This window comes from Streptomyces sp. NBC_01210 (assembly GCF_036010325.1).
Taxonomy (GTDB): domain Bacteria; phylum Actinomycetota; class Actinomycetes; order Streptomycetales; family Streptomycetaceae; genus Streptomyces.
Genome location: NZ_CP108549.1, coordinates 7,993,774 through 8,018,861, shown reverse-complemented (window position 1 = coordinate 8,018,861; position 25,088 = coordinate 7,993,774). Strand labels below are relative to the sequence as shown.

The following is a 25,088-nucleotide window of genomic DNA, read 5'->3' as shown; positions in this document are numbered from 1 at the left end:
GCTGGAGGAGATGCTGGGTTACTGGCGGGAGCGGCTGGCCGGGGCCCCGGCCCTCGCGACGCTGCCCGCGGATCGTCCGAGGCCTCCCACGCAGAGCCACCTGGGCGACCATCTGGACTTCGCCATCGGCCCCGATGTCACCGAGCGGGTGGGCGAGTTGGCCCGCTCCAGCGGCGCCACGCCGTTCGCGGTGCTGCTGGCCGCGTTCACTGCCGTGGTGCACTCCCGGGCCGGCGGCGACGAGGTGATCGTCGGATCGCCCGTGGCGGGACGGACCAAGGCCGGCCTGCAGCCGCTCATCGGCTTCTTCACCAACACCGTGGTGCAGCGCGTTGACGTCTCCGGCGAGCCGACCTTCCAGCAGCTGGTGGCTCGCGCCCGGGACGAGAGCCGGTCCGCGGTCGCGCATCAGGAGCTGCCCTTCGAGAAGCTGGTGGAGGAGCTTCAGCCCAGCCGTGACCCGGCCCACAACCCGCTCTTCCAGCTCATGTTCAGCTACCACGAGGGTGATGCGGACGGCCTGGTCCTGCCGGGTTGCGAGGTACGGCTGGTGCCGGGCGACACCGAGACCGCCAAGTTCGACCTGACCCTGAGCCTGACCCGCGTCGGCGACCGGCTGTCGGCCCGCCTCGAGTACAGCACCGACCTCTTCGAGAAGGACACGGCGCTCTCGATCGGCGATCAATTCAGCGCTGTCCTCGCCGCCGCCGTGGCCGCCCCGGACACCCCGCTGCGTCAACTGCCCGTGCTGTCACCGGACGAGACCCGCCACGTCCTCGTGGACTGGAACCCGCCCGCCGAGCCCGTACCGGGCGTATTGGTCCACGAGCTGATTGCAGAGCAGGCCGCGCGGACACCGGACGCCCCAGCACTGCTGGGTGCGGACCAGCAGCCGCAGGACGCGATGACATACCGCGAACTGGACCGGCGCGCCGAGGCGCTGGCCGCCCGGCTGCGTGCATACGGCGTCGCCGCGGACGTTCCCGTCGGCGTCTATCTGGACCGCTCGCCCGACCTGGTCGTCACACTGCTGGCCGTCCTCAAGGCCGGCGGCGCGTATCTGCCGCTCGACCCCGGCTATCCGGCGGACCGGATCGCGTTCATGGCCGAGGACTCGCGCACGCCGGTGATCGTGACGCGAGTGTCCCTGGCCCGTCGCATCGCGGGGTTGCCCGCTTCGCTGCTGCTGCTCGATGCGCCCGAGCGGGACGTGACACCTGCCGGGCCCAGCCCGGCCGGCACCGTCTCGCCGCAGCATCTGGCGTATGTGATCTACACCTCGGGCTCGACCGGCAGGCCCAAGGGCGTGATGGTTTCGCACCGCAATGTCCAGACGTTCTTCGGCGGCATGGACAAGGTGCTCGGCGGGGACTCCCCGAACACCTGGCTTGCCGTCACCAGCATGTCCTTCGACATCTCAGTGCTGGAACTGCTGTGGACGTTGGCACACGGCTACCGGGTGGTCATCCGTGGCGACGAACCGAGTGCGCACAGCGCCGGGGCGGGCGGCATGACCGTCACCTCCTCCGTGCAGGCCCAGCCGGTGGACCTCAGCCTGTTCTACTTCGGCGGCGACCGGGGAGGCGAGCCGGGCGATGCTTACCGGCTGCTGACCGAAGGCGCCAAGTTCGCCGACCGGAACGGGTTCTCGGCCGTATGGACGCCGGAGCGGCACTTCCACGAGTTCGGCGGCCTGTACCCGAATCCGTCGGTCACCGCGTCCGCGATCGCGGCGATCACCGAGCGCGTGGCCGTACGGGCGGGCAGCGTCGTCCTGCCTCTGCACGATCCGCTCCGGGTAGCCGAGGAGTGGTCCGTCGTGGACAACATCTCCCACGGAAGGGTCGGCATCTCGGTCGCCTCCGGCTGGCAGCCGGACGACTTCGTACTTGCGCCCGACGCCTACGCCGATCGCAAGAAAGCCATGATGAGCGGTCTCGACGAGCTGCGCCGGCTGTGGCGAGGGCAGACCGTACGCCGTCGCAACGGGGCCGACGCCGAGACGGACGTACGCATCTTCCCGCCGCCCCTGCAGGACGAACTTCCGGTGTGGGTCACCAGCGCACGCAGCCCGGAGACCTTCCAGCTCGCCGGAGAGAGCGGCGCGGGGCTGCTGACCCATCTGCTCGGGCACAGCGTCGAGCAGCTCGCGGAGAAGATCCAGCTCTACCGGCAGGCCTGGCGCGAGGCCGGGCATCCGGGCAACGGCCAGGTGACGGTCATGCTCCACACCTTCGTCGGGACCGACACCGACGAGGTGCGCGAGACCGTCCGCGAGCCCCTGTGCGCGTACATCAAGTCCTCCTTCGACCTGCTGACCGGTCTCGGCCGGGCGATGGGGCGAGAGATCGATCTGCGTACGCTGCCCGAGGACGAGCTCGACCACCTCGTCGCGCAGGCCTTCGACCGGTTCTTCGAAACGTCGGGGCTGCTGGGCACGCCGGAGCACTGCGCCGATGTGATCGACCGGCTCAAGTCGATCGAGGTGGACGAGGTCGCCTGCCTCATCGACTTCGGCGTCGAGCACGAGCGAGTGCTCGCCTCCCTGGAACATCTCGCGACGACACGCGAGCTGAGCGAGTCCCGGCGTCGCACCGCGCAGGCCGACGAGCCCATTGCGGCACAGCTCGTACGGCACGGGGTCACCCATCTGCAGTGCACGCCCTCGGTGGCGGGGCTGCTGGCCGAGGACGAGGAGGCCGCCGCCGCCCTGGCCGGGCTGGACCGGCTGCTGGTCGGCGGCGAGGCGCTGCCCGCCCCGCTCGCCGAGCGGCTGGCAACACTGCTGCCCGGCAGGGTGCACAACATGTACGGGCCCACCGAGGCGACGGTCTGGGCGACGACGGCGCCAGTGGGCGGTCCCCGGCCGGTGACGTCGGTGACGATCGGGCGGCCACTGGCCAACGTACGGGCGTATGTCGTCGACGCCTATCTGCGGCCGACGGCCGCCAACGTCCCCGGGGAGCTGCTCCTCGGCGGCCCCGGTGTCGCGCGCGGCTATCTCGACCGGCCCGCGCTCAGCGCGGAACGCTTCATGCCGGACCCCTTCTCCGCGGAGCCGGGGGCGCGGCTCTACCGCACCGGCGACCTGGTGCGTCGGCGTGCAGACGGTGAGCTGGAGTTCCTCGGCCGCCTGGACCACCAGGTCAAGGTCCTCGGCCACCGCATCGAGCTCGGCGAGATCGAGAACACGCTGGGCGCACATCCCGATGTACGAAGCGTCCTCGTCACGGTGCGCGGGGACGGCGGGCACAGCCGCCTTGTTGCCTACTGCGTGCCCGTCCCGCACGGAACGGACGCCCTGACCGGTCCCGCACTGCAGGCGTTCGGAGCCAAGTCACTGCCGGACTACATGGTTCCCGCGGACGTCGTCTTCGTCGACGCTCTGCCGATGACGGCCAACGGGAAAGTGGACCGCGCAAGGCTGCCCGCCCTGGAGAACCGGCGGGCTGCCGTCTACCGGCCGCCGGACAACGACAAGGAGCGTCACGTGGCCGAGGCACTGGCCGAGGTGCTGCACGCGGACCGGATCGGCATGGACGACAACTTCTTCGAGGCAGGCGGAAATTCGCTGCTCGCCGTGCAGGCCAGGGCGCGGTTGCAGCCCGTGCTGGGCGATCGGCTGTCCCTCGTGGACATCTTCCGCTACCCCACGGCGCGGGCTCTGGTCGCCGCGTTCGACACAGCGGGTGCGGCAGGCGGCGCGGGTCCGGCAGGCGCGGCGGGGGGCGGCGACGGACTGGACCGGGTGCGCAAGGCGGCGGGCAGGCGGGCCGACGCGTTCGCCCGGCAGGCGAAGCGGCGAGCGGAACGGAGTGGGGCGTGACGGGCGGCGAGGAGCTGGACGGCGTTGAGCCGGTGGCCATCGTCGGCCTGGCCTGCCGAGTACCGGGGGCCAGGACGGTCGATGACTTCTGGCGCAATATGCGCGACGGGGTGGAGTCGATCACCTGGTTCGGCCGGGAGGAGCTGGCGGCCGCGGGCATCGACGAGGAGACGCTGGCCGATCCCGACTATGTCCCCGCGTCCGGTCATCTGGAAGGCGCGGACCACTTCGACGCCTCGTTCTTCGGCTTCAACGCGGGCGAGGCCGAGACGATGGACCCCCAGCAGCGCATGTTCTGCGAGACCGCCTGGGAGGCCATGGAGGACTTCGGTCACGACCCGGCACGCTTCGACGGCACCGTCGGCGTGTTCGCAGGCTCGTTCATGAACAAGTACATGGCCCAGAACCTGAACACCAATACGCGCTTCCTGCGCTCGCCGATGGCCCCCGCGACGCGGATGTTCAACGACAAGGACTTCCTTGCCACCCGGATCGCCTATCTGCTCGACCTGACCGGCCCGGCCTACACGGTGCAGACGGCCTGCTCGACCTCGCTGGTCGCCACCCACGTGGCCTGCCAGTCGCTGCTCAGTTACGAGTGCGATGTCGCGCTGGCCGGCGGGGTGACGGTCAATGTGCCGCTGAAGGCCGGCTATCCGGTCGCGGACAGCGGGCTCTTCAGCGGCGACGGCCGCTGCCGCCCGTTCGACGCGACGGCCGGCGGCACGGTGCCGGGCAACGGCGCTGTGGTGCTCGTGCTGCGCAGGCTGTCCGAGGCGCTGGCCGACCGTGACCACATCTACGCCGTGATCCGGGGTTCCGCGGTCAACAACGACGGTTCGATGAAGGCGGGATTCGCCGCCCCCAGCGTCGACGGGCAGGCCCGGGTGATCGCTTCGGCGCTGGCGATTGCCAACGTCGATCCCTCCACCATCGGCTATCTGGAGGCGCACGGCACCGCCACTCAAGTGGGCGACCCGATCGAGGTCACCGCACTGACGCAGGCGTTCCAGCTGTCCGCCGACGCCGTGGGCCAGTGCGCGCTGGGCTCGGTCAAGGCCAACATCGGGCATCTGGACGCGGCGGCGGGCGTCGCCGGACTCATGCGGGCCGCCCTCGCCGTACATCACGCGCAGATCCCTCCCACCGCGAACTTCACCCGGCCCAACCCCGAACTCCGGCTGAAACACACGCCGTTCTATGTGCCGAACGGCGCCCGCGACTGGCAGCCGGCGAGCGGACCGCGGCGGGCCGGGGTGAGCTCATTCGGGGTGGGCGGCACCAACGCACACGTCGTCATCGAACAGGCACCGGCCGCAGCCGCCGAGCCCTCGCCGGCGCAGCCGCGGGAGTGGCAGCTGCTGCCCGTCTCCGGACGTGACCGGACCACCGTGGATGCCGCGACCGAGCGGCTGGCCGCCCACCTCGACCGCGCGGATTCGTCCCAGACCCTGGCCGACGTGGCGTTCACGCTGCAGGACGGCCGACGGAGCTTCGGGCTGCGGAGGTTCACGGTCTGTACGGACACGGCGGACGCGGTGCGCGCGCTGCGGGGCGAGGAGCCGGACCGGCTGATCACCAGAGCCGCGCCCGACGGGAAGCACGAGGCGGTCTTCGCCTTCCCCGGCGGCGGCATGCAGCACCCGGACATGGGCCTGGACATCTACCGCTCGGAGAAGGTGTTCCGTACCGAGGTGGACCGGTGTGCCGAGCTGCTGGCGCCGAGGCTTGGGTTCGACCTGCGCAGGCTGCTCTTCCCCGCCGCCTTCACCGCCCTGAGCGGCAAGGAACTCGCCGGTGGCGCCGCCACTATGGGACGCGGCCAGGGGGCCGGCGTGGTATCCGCGCTGTTCACCATCGAGTACGCGCTGGCGCGTCAGCTGATGGCCTGGGGCGTACGCCCAGCAGCGATGATCGGGCACAGCCTCGGCGAGTACGTTGCTGCCTGCCTCGCCGGAGTGTTCACCCTCCCGGGCGCGCTCGACATCACCCTCGCCCGGGGCGAGCTGTTCGCGAAGATGCCGCCGGGCCGGATGCTCGTCGTGCAGCTGCCCGAGGAGGAGCTGCTGCACCTGCTGTCCGACCGAGTGTCGGTCTCGGCGGTCAACGCGCCCGATCTGACGGTGGTCGCAGGGCCGGACGAGGACATCGCGGCGCTCCTCACGGATCTGCGCGCTCGCGACATCGACTGCCGCAAGGTGAGCGTGCCGGTGGCCAGCCACTCGTGGATGGTCGATCCCTATCTCGAAGAATTCACCCGCAAGGTCGAGCAACTTGCGCTGTCCAAGCCGGAGATACCCTTCGTCTCCAGCGTCACCGGCACCTGGATCACTCCGATGGAGGCCACATCCGCCGCGTACTGGGCGCAGCATCTGCGCCGGCCGGTGCGGTTCGCCGACGGAGTGCGCAGCGTTCTGGACCGGCCCGGCCGGATGCTGCTGGAGGTCGGCCCGGGCAAGGCGCTGACGTCGCTGGCCACCGCCCAGCGAATGGCGCCGGCTCCGGTCGCGGTCTCCACGATGGGACTGCCGCGCGACCCGACGCCCGATCTGGCCCACCTGGTCACCGCCGTCGGCCGGTTGTGGCAGCAGGGGGTCCCCGTGGACTGGAACGCCTTCCACGGCGAGGCCGCCCCGCGCCGTGTGCCGCTGCCCACCTATCCGTTCCAGGGCAAGCGGTACTGGGTCGAGGCGCAGCGGACCCGGCCGCACACCGAGCCGGAGCCGGACTTCGAGGATGCGGCATCCGAGGCGGTCGGGGACCACGCCGACGGGCAGGTGGCTCCACGCACCGAGGCGGAACGCCAAGTAGCCGACATCTGGTGCAGCTTGCTGGGTGTCGACCGGATCGGAGTCGACGACGACTTCTTCGATCTGGGAGCGCACTCGCTGATGGTGACGCAGGCGACCCGTCAGCTGCGGCGCATGGGCGTCACCGGCCTCGCCGCCCGGGACGTGCTGCGCGCGCCGACGGTGGCGGCGCTGGCCGCCATGGTCGAACGGGCGCTGGGCGGCACGGATGCCCCGGCTGTTCCGTCGGGCCCGGTCCTCGAGGACGAGGTGCTGCTCGACGAGGACATCCGGGCGGGCGATCTGCCCGCTCCGCACGACGGACCGCCGAGGGCCGTGCTGCTCACCGGCGCCACCGGCTTCGTCGGCGCTTTCCTCTGCGCCGAGCTGCTGGAACGTACGGACGCCACGGTCCTGTGCCTCGTACGGGCCGCGGACGTGGCGGAGGGAGTGGAACGGGTCCGCGCCGCGCTGGACTCGTACGGCCTGGCGGTGCCCGGGAACCGGCTGCGCGTGGTGACCGGCGACCTGGCCAAGCCGCTGCTCGGCCTGACGCCGGACGGCTTCGACGAGCTGGCCACAGAGGTCGACGCCATCTACCACTGCGGCGCATGGGTCAACTTCGTACGTCCCTACCGTGCCCTGAAGTCGGCCAATGTGCTCGGCACCCAGGAGATTCTGCGGCTGGCTGCCCGGTCGCGCCTCAAACCCGTGCATCACATCTCCACGCTGGCGGTCCTCGCCGGTGCGATGACCGGCGAGCGGGACACCCTCCGCGAGGACGATCCGCTGCCTCCGCCGGTCGGTCACGACACCTCGTACAGCCAGAGCAAATGGGTGGCCGAAGGTCTGGTCGGGATTGCGCGGGAGCGCGGGATCCCGGTGTCCGTCTACCGCGCGGGCGGGGTGTTGTGCGACAGCCGTAACGGCGCCGCCAACAGCGAGGACTACATCACCAAAGTCATCCAGGGATGCGTCCAGCTGGGGCTTGCGCCGCTACGTGCGTACGAACTGTCCGTCGGCACGGTGGACCACCTGGCGAAGCTGGTCGTCGGACTGTCCCAGCGGCCGGAATCCCGGAACCGGACGTTCCACACCATCGACCCGCAGCCGCTCGAGTGGAACCACATCTTCCAGAGGATCAGGGAGTTCGGGTATCCCGTGCGCAGCGTGCCCTTCGAGGAGTGGCGTGCGGCGCTCATCGAGCAGGTGGACCGTGAGGGCGAGGACAACGCCCTGGCACCGCTGATGGCCATGCTCGGAGATGTGCCCGACCGGCGGATGCCCGCGATCGACTGCGGAAGCGTCCTGCGGACGCCGAACCTGGCACCCGCACCAGCCCTGGACGCCTCCTTCTTCCAGCGGATGCTCGGGTTCTTCGTACGCCGGCAACTGCTGCCCGCGCCCGACGGCGGCGCGACCACCACCAGGACGGAGAAGTGACGAGACATGCCTCAACTCCTGACCGGCGCCACGGTCATCGACGGACTGGGCGGCGACCCGGTGCCCCGGGGTTCGGTGCTGATCGACGGAGAACGGATCGCCGACGCGGACGTAAGGGGACCGGCGCGCGATGCCGACCTCGTCGACCTCAGCGGGCTGACCTTGCTGCCCGGCCTCATCGACGCGCATGTCCACCTCGGGCACTCCAGCGAGTCGCGGGCCATCCTCAACATGGAACTGTCCGTCGCCGAGCGGGCCGCGGACATCTTCCGCACGCTGCGCCAGACCGTCGAAGCCGGGTTCACCGCGGTCCGCGACTGCGGCGGGATCGACCATGGAGTGCTGCGCACCGTGGGCCGTGGGCTCGTGCCCGGGCCCAGGATCTGGGCGTCCGCGTCCCCCCTGGTGCAGTGCGGTGGACACGGGCACCTCGGTTCGCCGTTCCTGCCGCCGGATGAGACGTTTCATTTCCGGGTGCGCGGGCTGACCGCCGTGGGCCGTATCTCCGACGGCAGTGACGAGGTGCGCAAGGCCGCTCGTGAGTGTTTCAGGCAGGGCGCGAGCTTCCTCAAGATGGCAGTCACCGGCGGGGTGGTGTCCATCGCCGACTCGCTGGACGACACCCAGTTCACCATCGAGGAGATCGCCACGGCGGTGACCGAGGCACGGGCCCGGCACACCTACGTCACAGTCCACGCGCACAACGTCGCGGGCATCCACAACGCCGTGAAGGCGGGCGTGGAGTGCGTCGAGCACGGAACCGGGATCGACGAGGAAACCGCCGCGATGATGGCGGCCGGCAACGTCAGCCTCGTGCCGACCCTGTCCATCGCGCAGGTCCTCACGGAGAACTTCGAACAGCACGGACTGCCGCCGCAGATCCGCGAACGCGTCGGCGACACGATGCAGGGCATGACCGACGGGCTGCTGGCCGCCCGGGAGGCCGGCGTCCCCGTCGGCTCCGGCTCCGACCTCATCGGGCCGAACCAGAACCGGCGGGGCCTGGAAATCGCGCTCAAAGCCAAGATCCTCGGTGCGCGGGAGGCGATCATGTCGGCCACCTCGGTGAACGCCTCCATCATGCGCGTCGCGGACAGGATCGGCTCGATCGAGGCGGGCAAGTACGCCGATCTCGTCGCGGTGGACTTCGATCCGCTCGCCGAGCCCGAACTCTTCGACAACCCCGACCGCGTCGTCCTTGTGATGAAGGGCGGCACCATCATCAAGGACACCCGCAAGTAGCGGGGGGAGAGGCAACTCATGGCGGACCACGGCAGCACTCCGGAAGCAGCCGGCAGCTATGCAGTAGTGCTCAACGAGGAAGAGCAGTACTCGATCTGGGACGTGTCGCTGCCGATGCCGGACGGCTGGCACGCAGAGGGGTTCTCCGGCAGCAAGGAGGAGTGCCTCGCTCACATCGAAGAGGTGTGGACGGATCTGCGCCCACGCAGCGTGCGCGTCGGCTGAACCGCCGGCCACGGCCGGGAAGGGAGACGATTGACTTGGCCATGTGGCCGAGCGAGTTGAAGCCATTGGTCGTCGGCATCGGCGGCACGGGACGACCTGGATCGACGACGGACAAGGCGCTGGCAATGGCGCTGCGGGGCGCGGCGGAGGCCGGTGCCCGGACCCGTCTCTTCGATGCCGGATCTCTGGGCGTGCTGCCGCTCTTCCAGCCGCAGCATACGGAGCGCAGCGAGACCGCCCTCGAACTGCTCGACGCACTCGCCCGCGCGGACGGCGTGCTGCTGGCCAGCCCCAGCTATCACGGCGGCGTCTCGGGGCTGGTCAAGAACGCGCTGGACTATCTGGAGGATCTCAGTGACGACCCCCGGCCCTATCTGGACGGGCGTGCAGTCGGCTGTGTGGTCACCGCCGCCGGGTGGCAGTCCGCAGGGACCACCCTGTGCGCGCTGCGGTCCATCGTGCACGCGCTGCGCGGCTGGCCGACCCCGTTGGGCGTCACGCTGAACACGACCGAACATCCTCTGACCTCAAGCGACATCGAGACCGGCCGCCGATTCGAGACGCAGCTGCTGACGGTCGGCCGGCAAGTGACCGAATTCGCCATGGCGTTCGGTGGCTCGAGCGAGGCCATGGCGGGGGCAACCAGATGACCGCGCGGCCCGAGTCCACACCCCAGCCGGCACGTGCCGTACGGCACACCACCGCAGAGCGCATCGAGAAGTTCAGGGAACGGCAGCAGCTGGCACGCGAGCCGGGATCGCCGCGGGCAGCGCGGCGGCAGCACGTACTGGGAAAGCTCACCGCGCGCGAGCGCATCGAACTGCTCCTGGACGACGGCTCCTTCATGGAGACCGACCCGCTGGCCCGCCATCGCTCGACCAACTTCGGCATCGACAGCCGACGCCCGATGGGCGACGGCGTGATCACTGGCCTGGGAACCGTCGACGGCCGTCAGGTGTGCGTGTACGCCCAGGACGCGACCTCCTTCAACGGCAGCGTCGGCGAGGTGTTCGGGGAGAAGGTGGGCAAGCTCCTCGACATCGCCATGCAGATCGGCTGCCCGGTGATCGGTATGAACGACTCCAGCGGCGCGCGGCTCCAAGAGGGCGTGCTGGCCCTCTCCGCGTACGGCCAGGTGGCCAGGAGGGTGGTCACCGCGTCGGGAATGATCCCGCAGATCTCGGTCATCATGGGCGTGTGCGCCGGCGGCGCGGTGTACACCCCGGCCGCGACGGACTTCATCGTCATGGTCAACCGGACCTCACACATGTTCGTGACCGGTCCCGACGTGATCCGCTCGGTGACCGGTGAGACGGTGGGCCTGGAAGAGCTCGGCGGGGCGAGCGTTCATGCGCGGCGGACGGGCAACGCGCACTACATGGCGGCCGACGAGGAGGACGCGCTCGCGTACGTCAAGGACCTGTTGTCGTATTTCCCGAGCAACAACCTTGCTGAGCCGCCGAGTTACCCCACACGTGTCGATCCGGCGGGCACGGCCCGGGACCTTGAACTGGACTCGGTGATCCCGGACGTCTCCGAGCAGCCGTACGACATGCACCAGGTGATCGAACGGCTCGTGGACGACGCGGACCTGCTCGAAGTGCACCCGCAGTTTGCGCAGAACATTCTGTGCGGGTTCGCCAGGATGGAAGGGCACACCATCGGCGTGGTGGCCAACCAGCCCATGCACCTGGCCGGCTCGCTGGACATCGACGCCGCGGAGAAGGCCGCTCGGTTCGTCCGGTTCTGCGATGCGTTCGGCATTCCGATCCTGACCCTGGTCGATGTTCCCGGCTTCCTGCCGGGCACGGTCCAGGAGTACGGGGGGATCATCCGCCGTGGCGCCAAACTCGGGTTCGCCTACATCGAATCCACCGTGCCCAAGATCACCGTCATCACCCGCAGGGCGTTCGGCGGCGGGTACGCGGTGATGGGCTCGAAGGAGCTGGGCGCGGACATCTGCTTCGCCTGGCCCACTGCGGAGATTGGCGTGATGGGCGCACGCGGCGGCATCGACCTGCTGTTCCACCGCGATCTCGCCGCGGCCGAGGACCCCGTGACGCTGGAGCGGTCCCTTACCGAACAGTACGAGGAGACGCTGACCAGCCCCTATGCCGCGGCCGAACGCGGCTGCGTCGATGACATCATCGCGCCGTCCGAGACGCGGATTTCCGTGATCAGGGCGCTGCGCGCCCTGCGGAACAAGCGGGTCGCGCCGCTGCCGAAGAAGCACAGCAATATTCCACTCTGACAGGACTGACAGGACAGGAGTTGCTGTTCACATGGCGCACGCACGGGAGGGTCTGAACGCACAGTTGCGGACGCTCATCGGGATCTCTGCCGGGATTCCACTGGGTCCGGGCATGGGTGTGCCCGACGGGAAGGACGGCCCGGCCACAGGCGCGGACGACCCGTCCTGCCTGAGGTGCGGCCTGTCGGCCGAACACCTCGGGCAGGACGGACCGGCAAGCAGGTCCGTCCCTCTGGACCCCGTCGCGTCAGTGCCCTGAGACGGAGTCGGGCAGGGAGTCCGGGCCCTCGCGGGTCACTGTCGCGGCGACGGCTGCCCTGTTCGACACACCGAGTTTGGCGAAGACATTGGACAGATGCATCTCCACGGTCTTCTCCGCGATATGCAGCTTCTTGGCGATCAGCCGGTTGGTCAGCCCGTCGCTCACGAGCGCGGCAATCTGCTGCTCCCGGCCGGTCAGAGCGATAACGCTGCTTTCCGAATCGGTGCTCCTGGCGTGTGGAGCGCGGGCGGCCAGCCTGCGGCGCTCGACGCGCGCCGCTCGCGCCAGAGCGGTGGCTCCCAGCTGCTCGCAGGCCAGCTGGGTCGCCTTCAACTCCTGTGCCGCGTCGTCGAATCGGCCCTCTTGCCACAACGCGAGGCCCACGGCCACGCGAGCGCGCAGTGCGTCGATCGCCCGGCCCGCCTCCTCCAGCCCCGCCGCGGCATGCTGTGCGGGAGCCAGGGCCGCATCCGGGTTCTGACGAAGCAGCACCTGCGCTTCGGCCAGAGTTGCCAGAGCTATACGGCCGGGCTGCTCGAGGAGGTTCGCCGCGTGCATGGCCCGCTGCGCCCAGTCCGCCGCCCGCCCCGGCCGGCCCGCGGCGAGCTCCGCCCGGACAAGCAACTCGTACCAGGCGACCCGAGAACCGGCGTCGGCGGTCGGCAGGTCGGCACCGCCCGCGTCGGTAACCAGAGCCAGACATCCCTCGGGGTCGCCGTTGAGCAACCTGGCTTCAGCCAGAATCCGCAGGGCGAGTGCTTCCTTCCAGCTGCTGGCCGAGTGCCGGGGCTGCAGCGTGGCAGCGAAGGAGTTCTGCAGCGCGCCGTCGAGATTGCCGAGAGCGATGTCCACGTATCCCTGCACCGCGTAGGCGTTGACGAGTTCTTCCGGGCTGTCCGTGCGCTCGGCGAGGTAGACCGCGTGCTCGACGGCGATCTGTGCCTCGGTGAGTTTGCCCCGGTCGCGGAGTACGAACGCCTTGCCGGCCAGCAGGTGCGGCATGAACAGCCGGTAACCGCTGCGCGTGGCGAAGCTGACCCCCTTGTCGAAGTGCCGGAGTGCTTCGTCCCAGCGTTCGAGCAGCACCTCGCTCCAGCCGATCCACATCACTGCGTCCAGGCTCTGCGCGAGCTCGCTGTCCAGCATCCCGTCCAGGATCGTGGTTGCCTGTCCGAGCAGCTCATGAGCGAGTCCTGTCCGCCCGTTGGCGGTGTTCGCCATGGCCATGAGGCCGAGGCAGGACGCCTGCAGGGGGCGGTGCCCGTGCCGCTCCACCACGGTCAGCGCCTCTTGAGCCCACTGATAACAGCCCAACGGGTCGCCGCTGTGCAGCTGTCCGGCGGCTATTTCGAACTTGAGAGATGCGCGGACCAGGGCGTCCTCGCTGCCGAGAGCATCGAGCTCCAGGCGCAGCATGGCGTCCGTCTCCTCGCGGCGTCCGAGCAGCCGTTGCACCATCGCGGCGAAGGCCACGGCTTCGGCGTGCTGGGGTGCCGGCTCCCTGGGCAGGATACTCAGCGCCTCATGCATCAGATCGCGGCACTCCTGCAGCTGGCCCATCGCCCCTCGCGCCTCTGCGGGCTGGGTCATCATCCTGGCCCGCCGGCCCTCGAAGCGGGGCTGCTGCGGGAGGGCGCGCAGTGCGGTGGTGAGCCAGGCCGATGCCCTACCGGGGTCGGTGGAGGCCACGGTGCGGGCCGCTTCGTCGAGCACTTCGACGGCGGGGAGATCGCCATGCTTGATCCATTGCTCCACATGCGGGGCGCGCTCGACGGCTGGGGCGCCACGCGTACACAGAGCTTCGTCGGCACGGAGGTGCATGTCCACGCGCCAGCTCAGTTCGCTGTGGTTGTATACGGCCCGGTGGACCACCGGGTGACGGAAGGCGAAGTACTGGCCGGGTACCACCGGGTGGACCAGATCTCGCCGGATCAACTCGCCGATCGTGCCCAGCACCGCGGTCTCGTTCCGGCCCAGCATCTGAGTGAGCAGCCCGGCTTCGAACTCGTGGCCGACGACCGCGGCGGCATCCGCCACCTCCCTCATCTCCGGTCGCAGGGGGGCCAGTTCCTCGGTGTACCGGGCGTAGTTGCCAAAGCGTGGGGTCTGGTTCAGCCGGGACAGATCGTCACGTGCGGTGAAGACCGGCTGTTCGGAGATGAGCGCCTTCAGATATCCCGGGTTTCCACCACTCTCCCGGTACAGGTGCCGGCGGTTGAACGCGGTGGCCTCACCGGCCAGCATCTCGCCCACTTCCTCTTCCAGAAGCGGTTCCAGGTGTATGTGCTCGACGATCACCTGCTCGGACCGGCCGCGGAGGGCCGCCTGCAGCGATGGGGTTGCCTGCCGATTCCGATAGGCGAGCGCGAACAGCACAGGAGCCCGCGGTGGCCTGCGCAACAGACTCGCCAGGAGTTCAACGGAGGCTGGATCGGCGACGTGATAGTCGTCAAGGACAAGAACCAGCCTGGGCACGGACAGCTGTTCCAGAAATTCGCGTACGGCGCGGAAGCCGGTCTGTGCCATGGACTTCACAGCGTCCGCCGCACGTTCTCGGTCGAAGTCCATGGTCAGCCGGAGCACCGTGTTCAAATCCTCGCGCTGCCAGGGGGGAAGCCCCTCCACTGCTGCGCGCACGAGATCATGCTGGTCGTCGAACGCGTCCGAGATCAGACCGAATGGTGCGTCATCATCATGTCGATTGACCCTGCCGGTGAATACATGGGAGTTTCCGGAACGGGCGATGCCGGCGAACTTGCCCAGTACCGCAGTCTTGCCAATGCCTGGGTCTCCCGTTATTTTGACAAGCCGGGCAACTGGCTGCCGCGCCCCTACCTGACGGAGGGCGCCACTCAGCGCACTCAAGACATCTCGCCGTCCGGCGAGAGTCTCTGTTTGTGCGGGAGTGGTTGCAGATTCTGCTGTATCCCACATTTCCGAATCGGGTGAAATAGCTAACTGACGTAGATTACGGCCGGTACGTGCCATCGCCCCCCCGTCGTGGCAGTAGGGCGCACATCCGCGTTGGTGCGGACCGCTCCCCCGTGCTTCGCACACTACGCTTCGCACATTAGCAGCAGGGCGGGTGACCGCACAGGTGCTCGATGTGACGTGCATATTGCCATTACCCCTGCAATCTGCATGCCGACCGCCGTCTTCGACATGAGTTCGTAGGCAGGGAGTGTTCGAATCGCGCGCGGGGTGAGCCCCGCGGGGCACGGCATGGGCGAGGAGTTTGACCTGAACTTGCTGAAAATAATGGCTGATTCGCGGTGGCCACAAGGGGAGATCAATTGTGGGTGTCTTGTTTTGCACCGTGACGCGGCGGCGGTGGGGCGCCGCCGGCCCGGCCGGGTTGCCGGTATCCGGATCCGGGGGGTTTGGGCCGACAAGCAGGCACGGGCGAGACTGATCGACCCCTGTCCCTGCCCAGGGTTATCCCCAGTGCCTAGTGAGCCTTGAGTGGACCAGACTTGGCGCGTACTTCCTCTGACCCGTGCACCTGCTCTGTCCGAGTGCGCGGGCTGTCGCTGTTTGGAGGAACGCGCGTGAGCACACGAATCTATGCACTCCCGGTCGAACAGACACGGTGGCAAGTTCCCGGTGGGGGAACGACGGTGTTCGACTGGGAGTACGACGAGGGCCGCGACCGGCTGCTCAGTCTGTACGAGAAGGGCAAGCAGAAACAGTGGGATGCGGCCGAGCGGATTGACTGGTCGATCGACATCGACATCAGCAACCCCATGGGCGTGCCGGAACAGACAATTGCCATCTATGGATCCCGAGTATGGGACAAGCTCAGCCAGAAGGACAAGGGCGTTATTCGCCATCACCTCGCTTCTTGGCAGTTCTCGCAATTCCTGCACGGTGAGCAGGGTGCACTAATCTGCTCTTCGAAGATCGTTCATACTGTGCCCGATCTTGATTCCAAGTTCTATGCGGCAACTCAGGTGATGGACGAGGCCCGGCACGTCGAGGTCTATTCGCGCTACCTCAGAGAGAAACTGGGGCTGGCATACCCGATCAATCCCAGCCTCAAGTCCATCCTCAATGACGTCGTATCCGACTCCCGCTGGGACATGACATACCTGGGCATGCAGGTTCTCATCGAAGGGCTGGCACTGGCCGCGTTCGGGCTGATCCGGGACAACGCCACGGAGCCGCTCGCCCAGGCACTCAATACCTACGTGATGCAGGACGAGGCCCGGCATGTGGCATTCGGCCGGCTCGCGCTTCGCGAGTACTACCCCGAACTCACCCAGGCGGAACGGGACGAGCGTGAAGAGTTCTGCATCGAGGCGTGCTACCAGATGCAGGAGCGGTTCGTCGGCGAAGAGGTCTGGCACAATCTCGACATCGATGCGGACGAGTGCATCGAGTTCATGCGCAACTCCGAGCACTTCCGTGCCTTCCGCAGCCATCTCTTCTCCCGCATTGTGCCGACACTCAAGGACATCGGCCTCTTCGGACGGAAGATGAAGCATGCGTTCGGTGAGATGGGAATCATCGGCTACGAGCATCACGATCTCGACTCCCTCATGGAGCAGGACGAGAAGATCGCAAGCGATCTCGACCGCACCAGGATCGAGCAGGTCGAGAAGGTGATCACGCTGGGCGGCGCCGACGTCTGACGGTGCGCAACCTACATATCTGAAGGCCGGATCCGGCCTTTCCGCATCCAGTTTTTTCGGGAGTGCTGAGTAGTGACGACATCCGAACCGGCCCGCAAGCGGCGGGGATACCTCGCGGTGACTCTGACGGCGTCAGGGGGCACCTTCCTCGCGATGCTCGACTCCACGGTCACCAACCTGGCGGTGCCGGATCTGTCCAAGGACTTCCCCACCGCCTCCTTACCCAATCTCTCCTGGGTCATCAGCGCCTACGCGGTGATGTTCGCGGCGCTCCTGGTGCCGGCCGGGCGGCTGGCGGACGTACTGGGCCGGAGACGTCTCTTCCTTCTCGGCATCGGGATCTTCACCGTGGCCTCGCTGCTGTGCGGTGTTGCGCCCAACCTCCCTGTACTCATCGCGACCCGCGGGCTGCAGGGGGTGGGCGCCGCCGCGATGATCCCGGCATCGCTGGCGATCCTGCTGCTCGACGGGCCGGCAGACCAACGGGTGAAGTCGATCGGCTTGTGGAGCGCGGCCTCGGCGTTCGCCGCGGCGGTCGGCCCCAGCGTCGGCGGGGTGCTGGTCGACCTGTTCGGCTGGCGCTCTGTGTTCTACGTCAACCTCCCCTTCGGTCTCCTGCTGATTATCGCGGCCGTACGGCTGCTGCCCCGCCCCGCCGGCTCGGACAAGAGGCAGATTCCGGACCCGCTGGGCACCCTTCTGGTCGCTCTCGCGGTCGGTGCAATGACCGTGGGAGTCACGGAGGGCGGCACCTGGGGCTGGTGGGACGGCAGGACACTGGCCTGCCTGCTGGGCGGAGCCGCCGGTGCGGTCGTCGCCGTGCTGCGCTCCAGGAAGCATCCGGCGCCTGCCCTCGAGACGTCTCTGCTGGGCAATCGCTCCTTCGCCGTCACGAACGTGGTGTCGCTCCTGTACGGCATGGCGCAATACCCGTGGCTGCTCGTCAGCGTGCTCTACCTGACCGGCTCCTGGCACTACTCCGAGCTCAAGGCGGGCTTTGCCATGACACCGGGCGCGGTCGCGGCGTCCGTCGCCGCGCTGGCCATGAGCCGGCTGGCCCCGCGACTGGGCGGACCCCGAGGCGCCACGCTGTCCGGGTTGCTGGCCTTCCTGGCGTGCGGTCTCTGGATGGTCTTCGGGCTCACCGACACCCCCTCGTTCCTGACCTTCTGGCTGCCCGCGGGATGCCTGGTCGGCATCGGCATGGGGGCGGCCACAATGGGGACCTCGGCTGCGGCGGCGCTGAGCGCTCCGCCCACCCGGTTCGCCGCGGCAAGCGGTATGAACACCACCGCACGGCAATTCGGTGGCGCGCTGGGCATCGCCGCACTGGCGGTGATCGTGCAGCAGCGCACCGAGGACGGCGGCGGCACGAACCTCGACGCGTATGTGGGCGTCTTCGCCTTCTCCACCGTCGTCGCCGGCGTCGCACTGCTCATCAGCCTGTTCTGGCTGCGTGTCACCCCGCCGCCGCAAGCGCAGGCCGCCCCCGCCGCCAGGCCCGGGACGGCGTCGCCCGCCGCTGAGGAACGGAGCCGAGGATGATGGACTCCGAGCGGCACGAAGCCACCCCACGGCGTACGGCACTGGTGACCGGCGCCAACAAGGGGCTCGGCAAGGAGATCAGCCGACAACTCGCGGCGCTGGGGATGAGCGTTCTGCTCACCGCCCGGAACGACGAGCTGGGCAGCGCCGCTGCGGCCGAACTCGCGGCCGAGGGCGGTGACATCCGATTCGCACGGCTGGATGTGACCGAGGAGAAAACGATCCGGTCGGTCGCCGAGCTCGTCGACGGATCTTTCGGCCGTCTCGACATCCTCGTCAACAACGCAGGAGTGAGCGGAGTGGTCCGGGGGGAACGCCTGCCCCTCGACGAGATTTCCGTCGAGACGCTGAGGAGCACGCTCGAGACGAACTTCGTCGGAGCGTTCGCGCTCACGCAGGCGTTGCTGCCCGCGCTGCGCACCGCTGGGGGCCGGGTGGTGAATGTGACCAGCGCGCTGGCCACCTTCGCACGGACCACGGGAAGCGGACCGGCGGGACGAGCGGACCTCATTCCGTACTGTGCGTCCAAGGTGGCCCTGAACATGACCTCAGTGCTCCTCGCCGACCAGCTGAGGGAATCGGGCGTCACCGTCTGCTCGGTCTCTCCCGGATACGTCGCGACGGACATGAACAACTTCGCGGGTACGAAGACAGTTCGCGACGGCGCACGGACCGTTGTGCGCTTCGCCACCGCAGCCCCCGATGAGCTGCCCGACCGGGCCTTCATCACGGAAGAGGGTGTCGCGCCCTGGTGAGGGGCCACGGGCGGGAGGCGGCCAGGTCTGGCGCGGATGCTCCCAACGGTTGGCCTGTCACTCCGGGGTGAACTCGTACTGAAGCTCGTAGAGATGACCTGCCTTGACCATGACGGTGGCTTCGATGGGGCGATCGTGGTCGCTGTAAACCACGCGCAGGGTCCGAAGGACCGGCAGATCGCTGGGAAGTTGCAGTGACCTGGACTGCTGCTGCGTAGGCACTCGCGCGGAGATCCTGTCCACGCTCAGCCGAGGCGGGTACCCCAATTCGGCGAGGAGCGTCGGCGTGCCGCCCTTGATCTTGCGGCGCTCCATCATCGCCGTACCCCGGGCGATGTCCAGCGGGTAGTAGGACGTGACCAGTTCCGCCGGCTCGTCGTCGAGCATGAGCACCTGGCGACGCAGCAGCGCCGTACCGCCCTCGGGGAGGTCCAAGGCGGCGGAGACGTCCGCGGGGGGCGCGGCTTCCCCTACGTCGAGCAGCCGCCGCAGCCTGGCGTTACGCCGACACCATCGAGAACGAGACCCTGCGCACCCGCGTCCCCGCGGCCCTGCGCTGAAACGTGCCCGGCTGCCCCGTCCACGGAAGGACGAACCGGCGCGGCGAGCCGTCAGGCGTGGGCCGACGCCGGGGGTTCGGTGCCCGGTCCGCGCGACGCGTGGGAGGCGAAGGAGGCGCGGCAGGCGCGCGGGCTGGTGGCGAGGCGCGCGGCGAAGTGCTGGCGCATCGTGATCTCGCTGCCGAAACCCGTACGGCGGGCGACCTCGGGCATGGGCAGGTCGGTGTGTTCGAGGAGCTTCTGGGCGGCGGCGATGCGCTGGTCCAGGAGCCAGCGCAGGGGCGTCGCGCCGGTGGCCGCGGCGAAGTGGCGGGCGAAGGAACGTGCCGACATGCCCGCGTGGGCGGCGAGGTCGGCGACGCCAAGCGGTTCGTGGAGGTGATGGAGGGCGTATTCGCGCACGGATGCGAGGGCGTCGGCGTCGCGGTCGGTGCGCGGGGTGGGGTGTTCGATGAACTGGGCCTGGGTCCCGGTACGGAAGGGGGCCGTGACCATCGAGCGGGCGATCGTCGCGGCCGCCTCGGCGCCGTGAGCCGTGCGGACCAAGTGCAGGCACAGGTCGATGCCGGCGGCCGTACCGGCGGCGGTCCAGATGCTGCCGTCCTCGATGAAGAGCGCGTCGGATTCGACGGTGACGCGAGGGTGATGGGCGCGGAGCAGATCGACGAGGTTCCAGTGTGTAACCGCGCGGCGGCCATCGAGGAGCCCGGCCTGGGCGAGTGTGAAGGCGCCGCCGCACAGGGCGGCGATGGTGGTGCCGCGGACGTGTGCGCGGCGCAGGGCCTCGAGTACTGGTTCCGGGGCGCGGGTGAGATGGTCGTCCAGGCCGGGGACCAGGATCAGATCAGCACGAGCCAGCCAGGCGAGGGTGCGGTCGGGGGTGAGGCTGAGACCCCCGCGCATGCGGACGGGCGTGGTGTCGGCGGCGACGCGGCGCAGGTCGAAGGCGGGGACGCCGCGGTCGGTGCGATCCGTGCCCCAGACCTCGGTGATGACCGAGACGTCGAAGGCTCGTACGCCCGGGAAGCTGACGAGGGCGACACGGTACGGGACGGGGTCGGCGGACACCGTGGCAGTAAACCATCGATCGCTGACTTGTGCACCTCTGGGGCCGAGTGGACCGGGGCGGCAGGATCGTGGACATGAAGATTGCAGAGAGCGCAGCACTGGTCGTGGTGGACGTACAGAAGGGCTTCGATGAGCTGGACTTCTGGGGTCGGCGGAACAACCCGGAGGCTGACGAGAACATCGCCTCGCTCATCGACGTATGGCAGGCCACGGGGCGGCCGGTCGTCTTCGTCCGGCACGACTCGTCGAAGCCGGACTCGCCGCTGCGGCAGGGACACGAGGGGAACGGCTTCAAGGAGTACGTCGAGCAGCGGCGCGGAAAGGGGGCCGCGGCGGAGCTGTTTGTGACGAAGACCGTGAATTCGGCCTTCTACGGGACGCCGGACCTGGACGCGTGGTTCAGGGCTGAGGGCATCTCGCAGTTCGTGGTGGCCGGGATCCAGACCAATATGTGCGCGGAGACGACGGCACGGATGGGTGGAAACCTTGGGTACGAGGTGCTCTTCGCGCTGGACGCGACGTACACGTTCGATCTTGAGGGGCCGTTCGGCTGGCGGCGGACCGCGGACGAACTGGCGCAGGCGTCGGCCGTGTCACTGCACGGCGGAGGCTTCGCGACGGTGGTGACGACCAAGGAGCTCGTGGCCGCAGCGGCCTGAACGCGGCCGCCCCCGTACACGGACGCATCGGCGAGACCGGGAGCGGCTCGCCCCGCCGGAAGGGGATCCGGCGGGGTGAGTGGTCACGCGTGGGCGGGGGCCGTCGGCTCGGTTCCCGTCTGGGTGACGACCGAAGCCGCCACCTGTGCCGCGAACTCCAGCATGCCCACCGCACGGTCCGGGCTCAGCGTGCGATCCCAGCCGGCCCTGGTGCCGAGCCAGGCGAGGACGCCCGCCATGAAGGCGTCCCCGGCGCCGATGGTGTTGACCACATCGACCGGGACGGCCGGTACGCAGACGGGCGGACCGGCCGGGGTGTAGGCGGCGGCGCCGCGGGAGCCGCGTGTCATCACCACCAGGCGCCCCTCCCCGGCAAGCCTGCGGCAGCTCTCGTCCGGATCCCTGTCCGGCCACAGCCGCAGCAGGTCCTCGTCGCTCGCCTTCACCACATGGGCCAGCGCGCACAGATCACGGAGCAGCCCCAGGCTCCGGCGGGGATCGATCGTACGGTCCTCGCGCACATTGGGGTCCACCACCACCAGCGAGTGCCGGGCGGCCGCCTGCGCGGTCGAGGCGACGGCCTGCGCCGCCGGTTCGACGACCGCGGCCAGGCCTCCCACGTACACCGCGCCGAAGCGCCCGACGTCGGCCGCCCGGTCCGGGAACCGGAAGGTCGCGGTGGACTGGAGGTGGAAGTGGTAGCCGGTCCCCGTCTCCCCCGGATCGGCGACCGCCAGTGCCGTGGGGAGGTCGGAGCGGGCGCAGCGGGTGAGGTCCACGCCGGCGTCCGCCAACCGCCGTTCGATGCTCCGCGCGAAGCCGTCACCGCCGAGCGCTCCGGCGAAGGCGACGGGCATGCCGAGGCGCGCGAGGCCGACCGCCACATTGGCGGGTGCGCCGCCGGGCTGCGCGCGCCTGACGTCCGGCTCGCTCGGCACGGGGACGAGATCGACGAGCGCTTCGCCCAGTACCAGGACTCCGTCGGGCCCGTCGCTCACGGCTCCACCACGATCTTGCGGCCGATGCCCGCCTTGAACCGGTCGATGGCTTCGGGGTACTGGTCCAGCGGCAGCCGGTCGCTGATGAAGACGGACGGGTCGAGCACCCCGGTCGCGAAGAGCGCGGCGGCCCGCTCATAGCTGTGCAGCACCGCCATGGAGCCGGTGATGGTGATCTCCTGGTTGTAGATCCGGTACGGCTCGATCACCGCGGTCGTCGCGTAGTCGGCGACCCCGAACTGCAGGAAGGTGCCTCCCTTGGCGACCCGTCCGAGGCCGTCCTGGATGGCCCCCGCATTGCCGGTCGCGTCGATGACGAAGTCCCAGCCGCCCGGCTGCTCCAGCTCCTCGGCGGTGGCTGCCGAGCGGGAACAGCCGAGGAGCGAGGCCGTCGCGAGGCGGTCCGGATTGACGTCGAGGATGTCCACGCCCGCGGCGCCTGTGCGTTTGGCGAGCTCCAGCATCATCAGGCCCATGGTCCCCGAGCCGTAGATCAGCACCTTGGCGCCGAGGGTGCTGCTGTTGAGCACGTCGTATCCGCGGACCGCGCAGGACAGCGGCTCGATCAGCGCCGCGTCCCTGACGTCGATGTGATCCGGCAGGCGTACGCAGTTCGCGACGGGGGCGACGGCGAACTCGGCCGCACCGCCGGGCACGGTGACGCCGATGGCCGCCCACCGGTCGCAGAGGTTGCCGCGTCCCGCCCGGCAGTAGCGGCATTCGTGACAGTGCAGGGACGGGTCGACCGCGACCTTGTCGCCGACGGCCAGTTCGGTGACATCCCTCCCGATGCCCACGATCTCACCGGCGAACTCATGGCCGGGCAGGATCGGCAGCGTGGGCGCGAACTCGCCCTGCAGAATGTGCAGATCAGTGCCGCACAGACCGCACGAGGCCACCGAGACGACGACCTCCCGCGGTCCCGGGGTGGGGTCGGGAACCGTCGTGACGGAGACCTTGCCGGGGCCTTCGACGATCGCTGCCCTCATTTAACAGCTCCAAGGGAAAGGCCCTGGACGAGCTTGTCCTGGGCGGCGTAACCGGCGGCGAGCACCGGCAGGGACACAACGACGGACGCGGCGCACAGCTGGGCGAGGAACAGGCCCTGACTGGTGACGAATCCGGTCAGATAGACGGGCGCGGTCTGGGCGACCACGCCGGTGAGCACGCGGGCGAAGAGCAGCTCGTTCCAGCTGAAGATGAAGCAGATCAGGGCGGTTGCCGCGATCCCGGGAGCGGCCACCGGCGCTACGACCCGGGCCAGCACGGTCGGCAGCCGGGCGCCGTCGACCTGCGCGGCTTCGATGATGGAGACGGGTACGTCCGCGAGGAAGGACTGCATCATCCAGACCGCGATCGGCAGATTCATCGAGGTGTAGAGAATGACGAGGAGCCAGATGTTGTCCAGCATCCCGGCGTTCTTCGCGAAGAGGTAGACGGGCAGCAGACCGGCGACGACCGGGAGCATCTTGGTGGACAGGAAGAAGAACATCACGTCCGTCCACTTGCGTACGCGCCGGATGGAGAGTGCGTACGCCGCCGGGAGGGCGAGGACGAGCACCAGCAGCGTGGAGAAGGCAGACGCGGTCAGGGAGTTGATCAGGGACGGCCACGGGCTGGGGCCGCCGCCCGCGCCGAAGAACTCCCGGTAGCCGGCGAGGGTCAAGGGCGCGCCGAGCGAGGGCGGATTGGTCGCCGCGTCCGCCTCCGAGTGCAGTGAGGTCAGCAGCATCCATGCGGCCGGCAGACAGAACCCGATGCCCGCCACCCAGGCCAGCAGGCCGAGCGCTGCGGTGCGGCGCCTGGCCCTGCGGGCGGCGGGTGGCAGCAGTGTCGAAGCAGCCGGGGCGGCCGTGGTGGCGGTCATGCGCGGTTCCCCTCCTCACGGAAGAGGGACGAGACCACCCGGAGCGCGAATGTCGCGATGATCATCGTGCCGATCACCACGACGACTCCCGCGGCGGACGCCAGTCCGTACTCGTGGGCTTGGTAGAAGGTCTGGTAAATCGTGTACGGGAGGTTGGCGGTGCCGAGTCCTCCGGAGGTGATCGTGAACACCGCGTCGAAGTTCTGCACGATGTACACCGAGCCGAGCAGGACGCCCAGTTCGAGGTAGCGGCGCAGATGCGGCAGGGTCAGATAGCGGAAGGTCTGCCAGGCGCTCGCTCCGTCGAGGCGCGCCGCCTCCATCATCTCGGCGGGCCTGCTCTGCAGTCCCGCGAGCAGGATCAGCATCATGAACGGCGTCCACTGCCAGACGAGCGCCGCTTCGACGGCGATGAGCGGCATGCCGGATATCCAGTCGGGCTGGGCCGGGGACGTGTCGCCGAACAGCTCGCCGATCCAGGTCAGTGCCCCGTTGAGCAGTCCGTACTCCGGGTTGTAGAGCGCGTGCTTCCACAGCAGCGCCGCGGAGACGGGCACGATCAGGAACGGCGTGATGAGCAGGGTGCGCACCATGCCGCGGCCGAAGAAGGAGCGGTCGAGGAGCAGGGCGAGGAGCAGTCCGAGCACCACGGTGGCGACGACGACGCTCGCGGTGAGCAGGACGGTGGTGAAGACCGAGTCGCGCAGCTCGGGGTCGGTGACCACGGAGGTGTAGTTGGACAGTCCGGCGAAGCTGCGCGCGTCGGGGTTGAGGGAGTTCCAGTCGAAGAGCGAGATCACCAGCGTTGCCACGAACGGCAGTTGGGTGACCGCGATCAGGAAGACGAGGGCCGGCAGGAGCGGGGCCCGGGTGGCCCAGGCCCGTACGCCCCCCTTCCGCTCCTTCGGCTGCCGCGCCGGCTTCGACCGGACCTGAGGGTTCAGCGGCTGTGTGGTGACGGAGGCAC

At 69.1% G+C, this 25,088-nt stretch carries 16 protein-coding genes and 1 pseudogene; 10 read left to right on the top strand and 7 right to left on the bottom strand.

Translation table 11 applies throughout. The annotated features are described in order from the left end of the window. The first annotated feature begins 10 nt into the window (after nt 1–10). From OG735_RS36190 to OG735_RS36165, 6 genes are read left to right on the top strand one after another with little or no spacing between them, the layout of a single operon-like run. On the top strand, nt 11–3,826 hold the full coding sequence (locus OG735_RS36190; RefSeq protein WP_327327358.1) for a MupA/Atu3671 family FMN-dependent luciferase-like monooxygenase: 3,816 nt from the start codon (nt 11–13) through the stop codon (nt 3,824–3,826). After that, nucleotides 3,823–8,058: a type I polyketide synthase gene (locus OG735_RS36185; protein WP_327327357.1), complete on the top strand. Its 4,236-nt coding sequence runs from the start codon at nt 3,823–3,825 to the stop codon at nt 8,056–8,058. Before OG735_RS36190 ends, OG735_RS36185 begins: the two co-directional genes overlap by 4 nt. A gap of 6 nt (nt 8,059–8,064) precedes the next feature. Next, a complete protein-coding gene (locus OG735_RS36180) occupies nt 8,065–9,300 on the top strand; it encodes a metal-dependent hydrolase family protein (protein WP_327327356.1) in 1,236 nt (411 codons plus the stop codon). Nucleotides 9,301–9,318: 18 nt separating this feature from the next. Further along, the gene (locus OG735_RS36175) at nt 9,319–9,525 is read left to right on the top strand and encodes an MbtH family protein (protein ID WP_327327355.1); all 207 of its coding nucleotides are present in this window, start codon (nt 9,319–9,321) and stop codon (nt 9,523–9,525) included. A gap of 41 nt (nt 9,526–9,566) precedes the next feature. After that, nucleotides 9,567–10,175, top strand: a complete 609-nt coding sequence (locus tag OG735_RS36170; protein WP_327328574.1) for an NADPH-dependent FMN reductase — start codon at nt 9,567–9,569, stop codon at nt 10,173–10,175. After that, nucleotides 10,172–11,776: an acyl-CoA carboxylase subunit beta gene (locus OG735_RS36165; RefSeq protein WP_327327354.1), complete on the top strand. Its 1,605-nt coding sequence runs from the start codon at nt 10,172–10,174 to the stop codon at nt 11,774–11,776. Before OG735_RS36170 ends, OG735_RS36165 begins: the two co-directional genes overlap by 4 nt. Nucleotides 11,777–12,023: 247 nt before the next feature. Here the strand turns inward: OG735_RS36165 and OG735_RS36160 are convergent, their stop codons facing one another. After that, nucleotides 12,024–14,972: a helix-turn-helix transcriptional regulator gene (locus tag OG735_RS36160; protein ID WP_327328573.1), complete on the bottom strand. Its 2,949-nt coding sequence runs from the start codon at nt 14,970–14,972 to the stop codon at nt 12,024–12,026. A 614-nt stretch (nt 14,973–15,586) separates the two neighbouring features. Between OG735_RS36160 and OG735_RS36155 the strand changes: the two genes are divergently transcribed. The 3 genes from OG735_RS36155 (at nt 15,587) to OG735_RS36145 (ending at nt 18,969) form a co-directional block, all read left to right on the top strand. Continuing rightward, on the top strand, nt 15,587–16,669 hold the full coding sequence (locus OG735_RS36155) for a ferritin-like domain-containing protein (RefSeq protein ID WP_327327353.1): 1,083 nt from the start codon (nt 15,587–15,589) through the stop codon (nt 16,667–16,669). A 72-nt stretch (nt 16,670–16,741) separates the two neighbouring features. After that, nucleotides 16,742–18,214: an MFS transporter gene (locus OG735_RS36150; protein ID WP_327327352.1), complete on the top strand. Its 1,473-nt coding sequence runs from the start codon at nt 16,742–16,744 to the stop codon at nt 18,212–18,214. Next, entirely contained in the window at nt 18,211–18,969 is a 759-nt protein-coding gene (locus OG735_RS36145; protein ID WP_327327351.1) for an SDR family NAD(P)-dependent oxidoreductase, read from the top strand. The genes OG735_RS36150 and OG735_RS36145 overlap by 4 nt, the downstream gene beginning before the upstream one ends. 57 nt (nt 18,970–19,026) lie before the next feature. On the opposite strand, the pseudogene OG735_RS36140 reads toward OG735_RS36145, so the two are convergent. Beyond that, nucleotides 19,027–19,455 (bottom strand): annotated as a pseudogene (locus tag OG735_RS36140) (GntR family transcriptional regulator); the annotation flags it as partial. Between the two features lie 125 nt (nt 19,456–19,580). Further along, entirely contained in the window at nt 19,581–20,597 is a 1,017-nt protein-coding gene (locus OG735_RS36135) for a GlxA family transcriptional regulator (protein ID WP_327327350.1), read from the bottom strand. Nucleotides 20,598–20,671: 74 nt separating this feature from the next. Here OG735_RS36135 and OG735_RS36130 point away from each other — a divergent pair, with 74 nt between their 5' ends. Then, nucleotides 20,672–21,256: a cysteine hydrolase family protein gene (locus OG735_RS36130; RefSeq protein ID WP_327327349.1), complete on the top strand. Its 585-nt coding sequence runs from the start codon at nt 20,672–20,674 to the stop codon at nt 21,254–21,256. An 83-nt stretch (nt 21,257–21,339) separates the two neighbouring features. Here the strand turns inward: OG735_RS36130 and OG735_RS36125 are convergent, their stop codons facing one another. Genes OG735_RS36125 through OG735_RS36110 form a run of 4 tightly spaced genes read right to left on the bottom strand, consistent with a single transcriptional unit; the run spans nt 21,340 to nt 25,065 of the window. After that, nucleotides 21,340–22,254, bottom strand: a complete 915-nt coding sequence (locus OG735_RS36125) for a PfkB family carbohydrate kinase (protein ID WP_327327348.1) — start codon at nt 22,252–22,254, stop codon at nt 21,340–21,342. After that, nucleotides 22,251–23,243 (bottom strand): zinc-dependent alcohol dehydrogenase family protein, encoded by a 993-nt coding sequence (locus OG735_RS36120; protein ID WP_327327347.1) that lies wholly within the window; start codon nt 23,241–23,243, stop codon nt 22,251–22,253. Before OG735_RS36120 ends, OG735_RS36125 begins: the two co-directional genes overlap by 4 nt. Next, nucleotides 23,240–24,121 (bottom strand): carbohydrate ABC transporter permease, encoded by an 882-nt coding sequence (locus tag OG735_RS36115; protein WP_327327346.1) that lies wholly within the window; start codon nt 24,119–24,121, stop codon nt 23,240–23,242. The genes OG735_RS36120 and OG735_RS36115 overlap by 4 nt, the downstream gene beginning before the upstream one ends. Next, entirely contained in the window at nt 24,118–25,065 is a 948-nt protein-coding gene (locus OG735_RS36110; RefSeq protein ID WP_327328572.1) for a carbohydrate ABC transporter permease, read from the bottom strand. Before OG735_RS36110 ends, OG735_RS36115 begins: the two co-directional genes overlap by 4 nt. Nucleotides 25,066–25,088 lie beyond the last annotated feature (23 nt).

What these genes read in the sequence shown, in the direction of transcription:
- OG735_RS36190 (WP_327327358.1), top strand. Translation starts at nt 11, where the DNA reads ATGCTGGGTTACTGGCGGGAGCGGCTGGCCGGGGCCCCGGCCCTCGCG.
- OG735_RS36180 (WP_327327356.1), top strand. Translation starts at nt 8,065, where the DNA reads ATGCCTCAACTCCTGACCGGCGCCACGGTCATCGACGGACTGGGCGGC.
- OG735_RS36175 (WP_327327355.1), top strand. Translation starts at nt 9,319, where the DNA reads ATGGCGGACCACGGCAGCACTCCGGAAGCAGCCGGCAGCTATGCAGTA.
- OG735_RS36170 (WP_327328574.1), top strand. Translation starts at nt 9,567, where the DNA reads ATGTGGCCGAGCGAGTTGAAGCCATTGGTCGTCGGCATCGGCGGCACG.
- OG735_RS36165 (WP_327327354.1), top strand. Translation starts at nt 10,172, where the DNA reads ATGACCGCGCGGCCCGAGTCCACACCCCAGCCGGCACGTGCCGTACGG.
- OG735_RS36160 (WP_327328573.1), bottom strand. Translation starts at nt 14,972, where the DNA reads ATGTGGGATACAGCAGAATCTGCAACCACTCCCGCACAAACAGAGACT.
- OG735_RS36145 (WP_327327351.1), top strand. Translation starts at nt 18,211, where the DNA reads ATGATGGACTCCGAGCGGCACGAAGCCACCCCACGGCGTACGGCACTG.
- OG735_RS36130 (WP_327327349.1), top strand. Translation starts at nt 20,672, where the DNA reads ATGAAGATTGCAGAGAGCGCAGCACTGGTCGTGGTGGACGTACAGAAG.
- OG735_RS36120 (WP_327327347.1), bottom strand. Translation starts at nt 23,243, where the DNA reads ATGAGGGCAGCGATCGTCGAAGGCCCCGGCAAGGTCTCCGTCACGACG.
- OG735_RS36115 (WP_327327346.1), bottom strand. Translation starts at nt 24,121, where the DNA reads ATGACCGCCACCACGGCCGCCCCGGCTGCTTCGACACTGCTGCCACCC.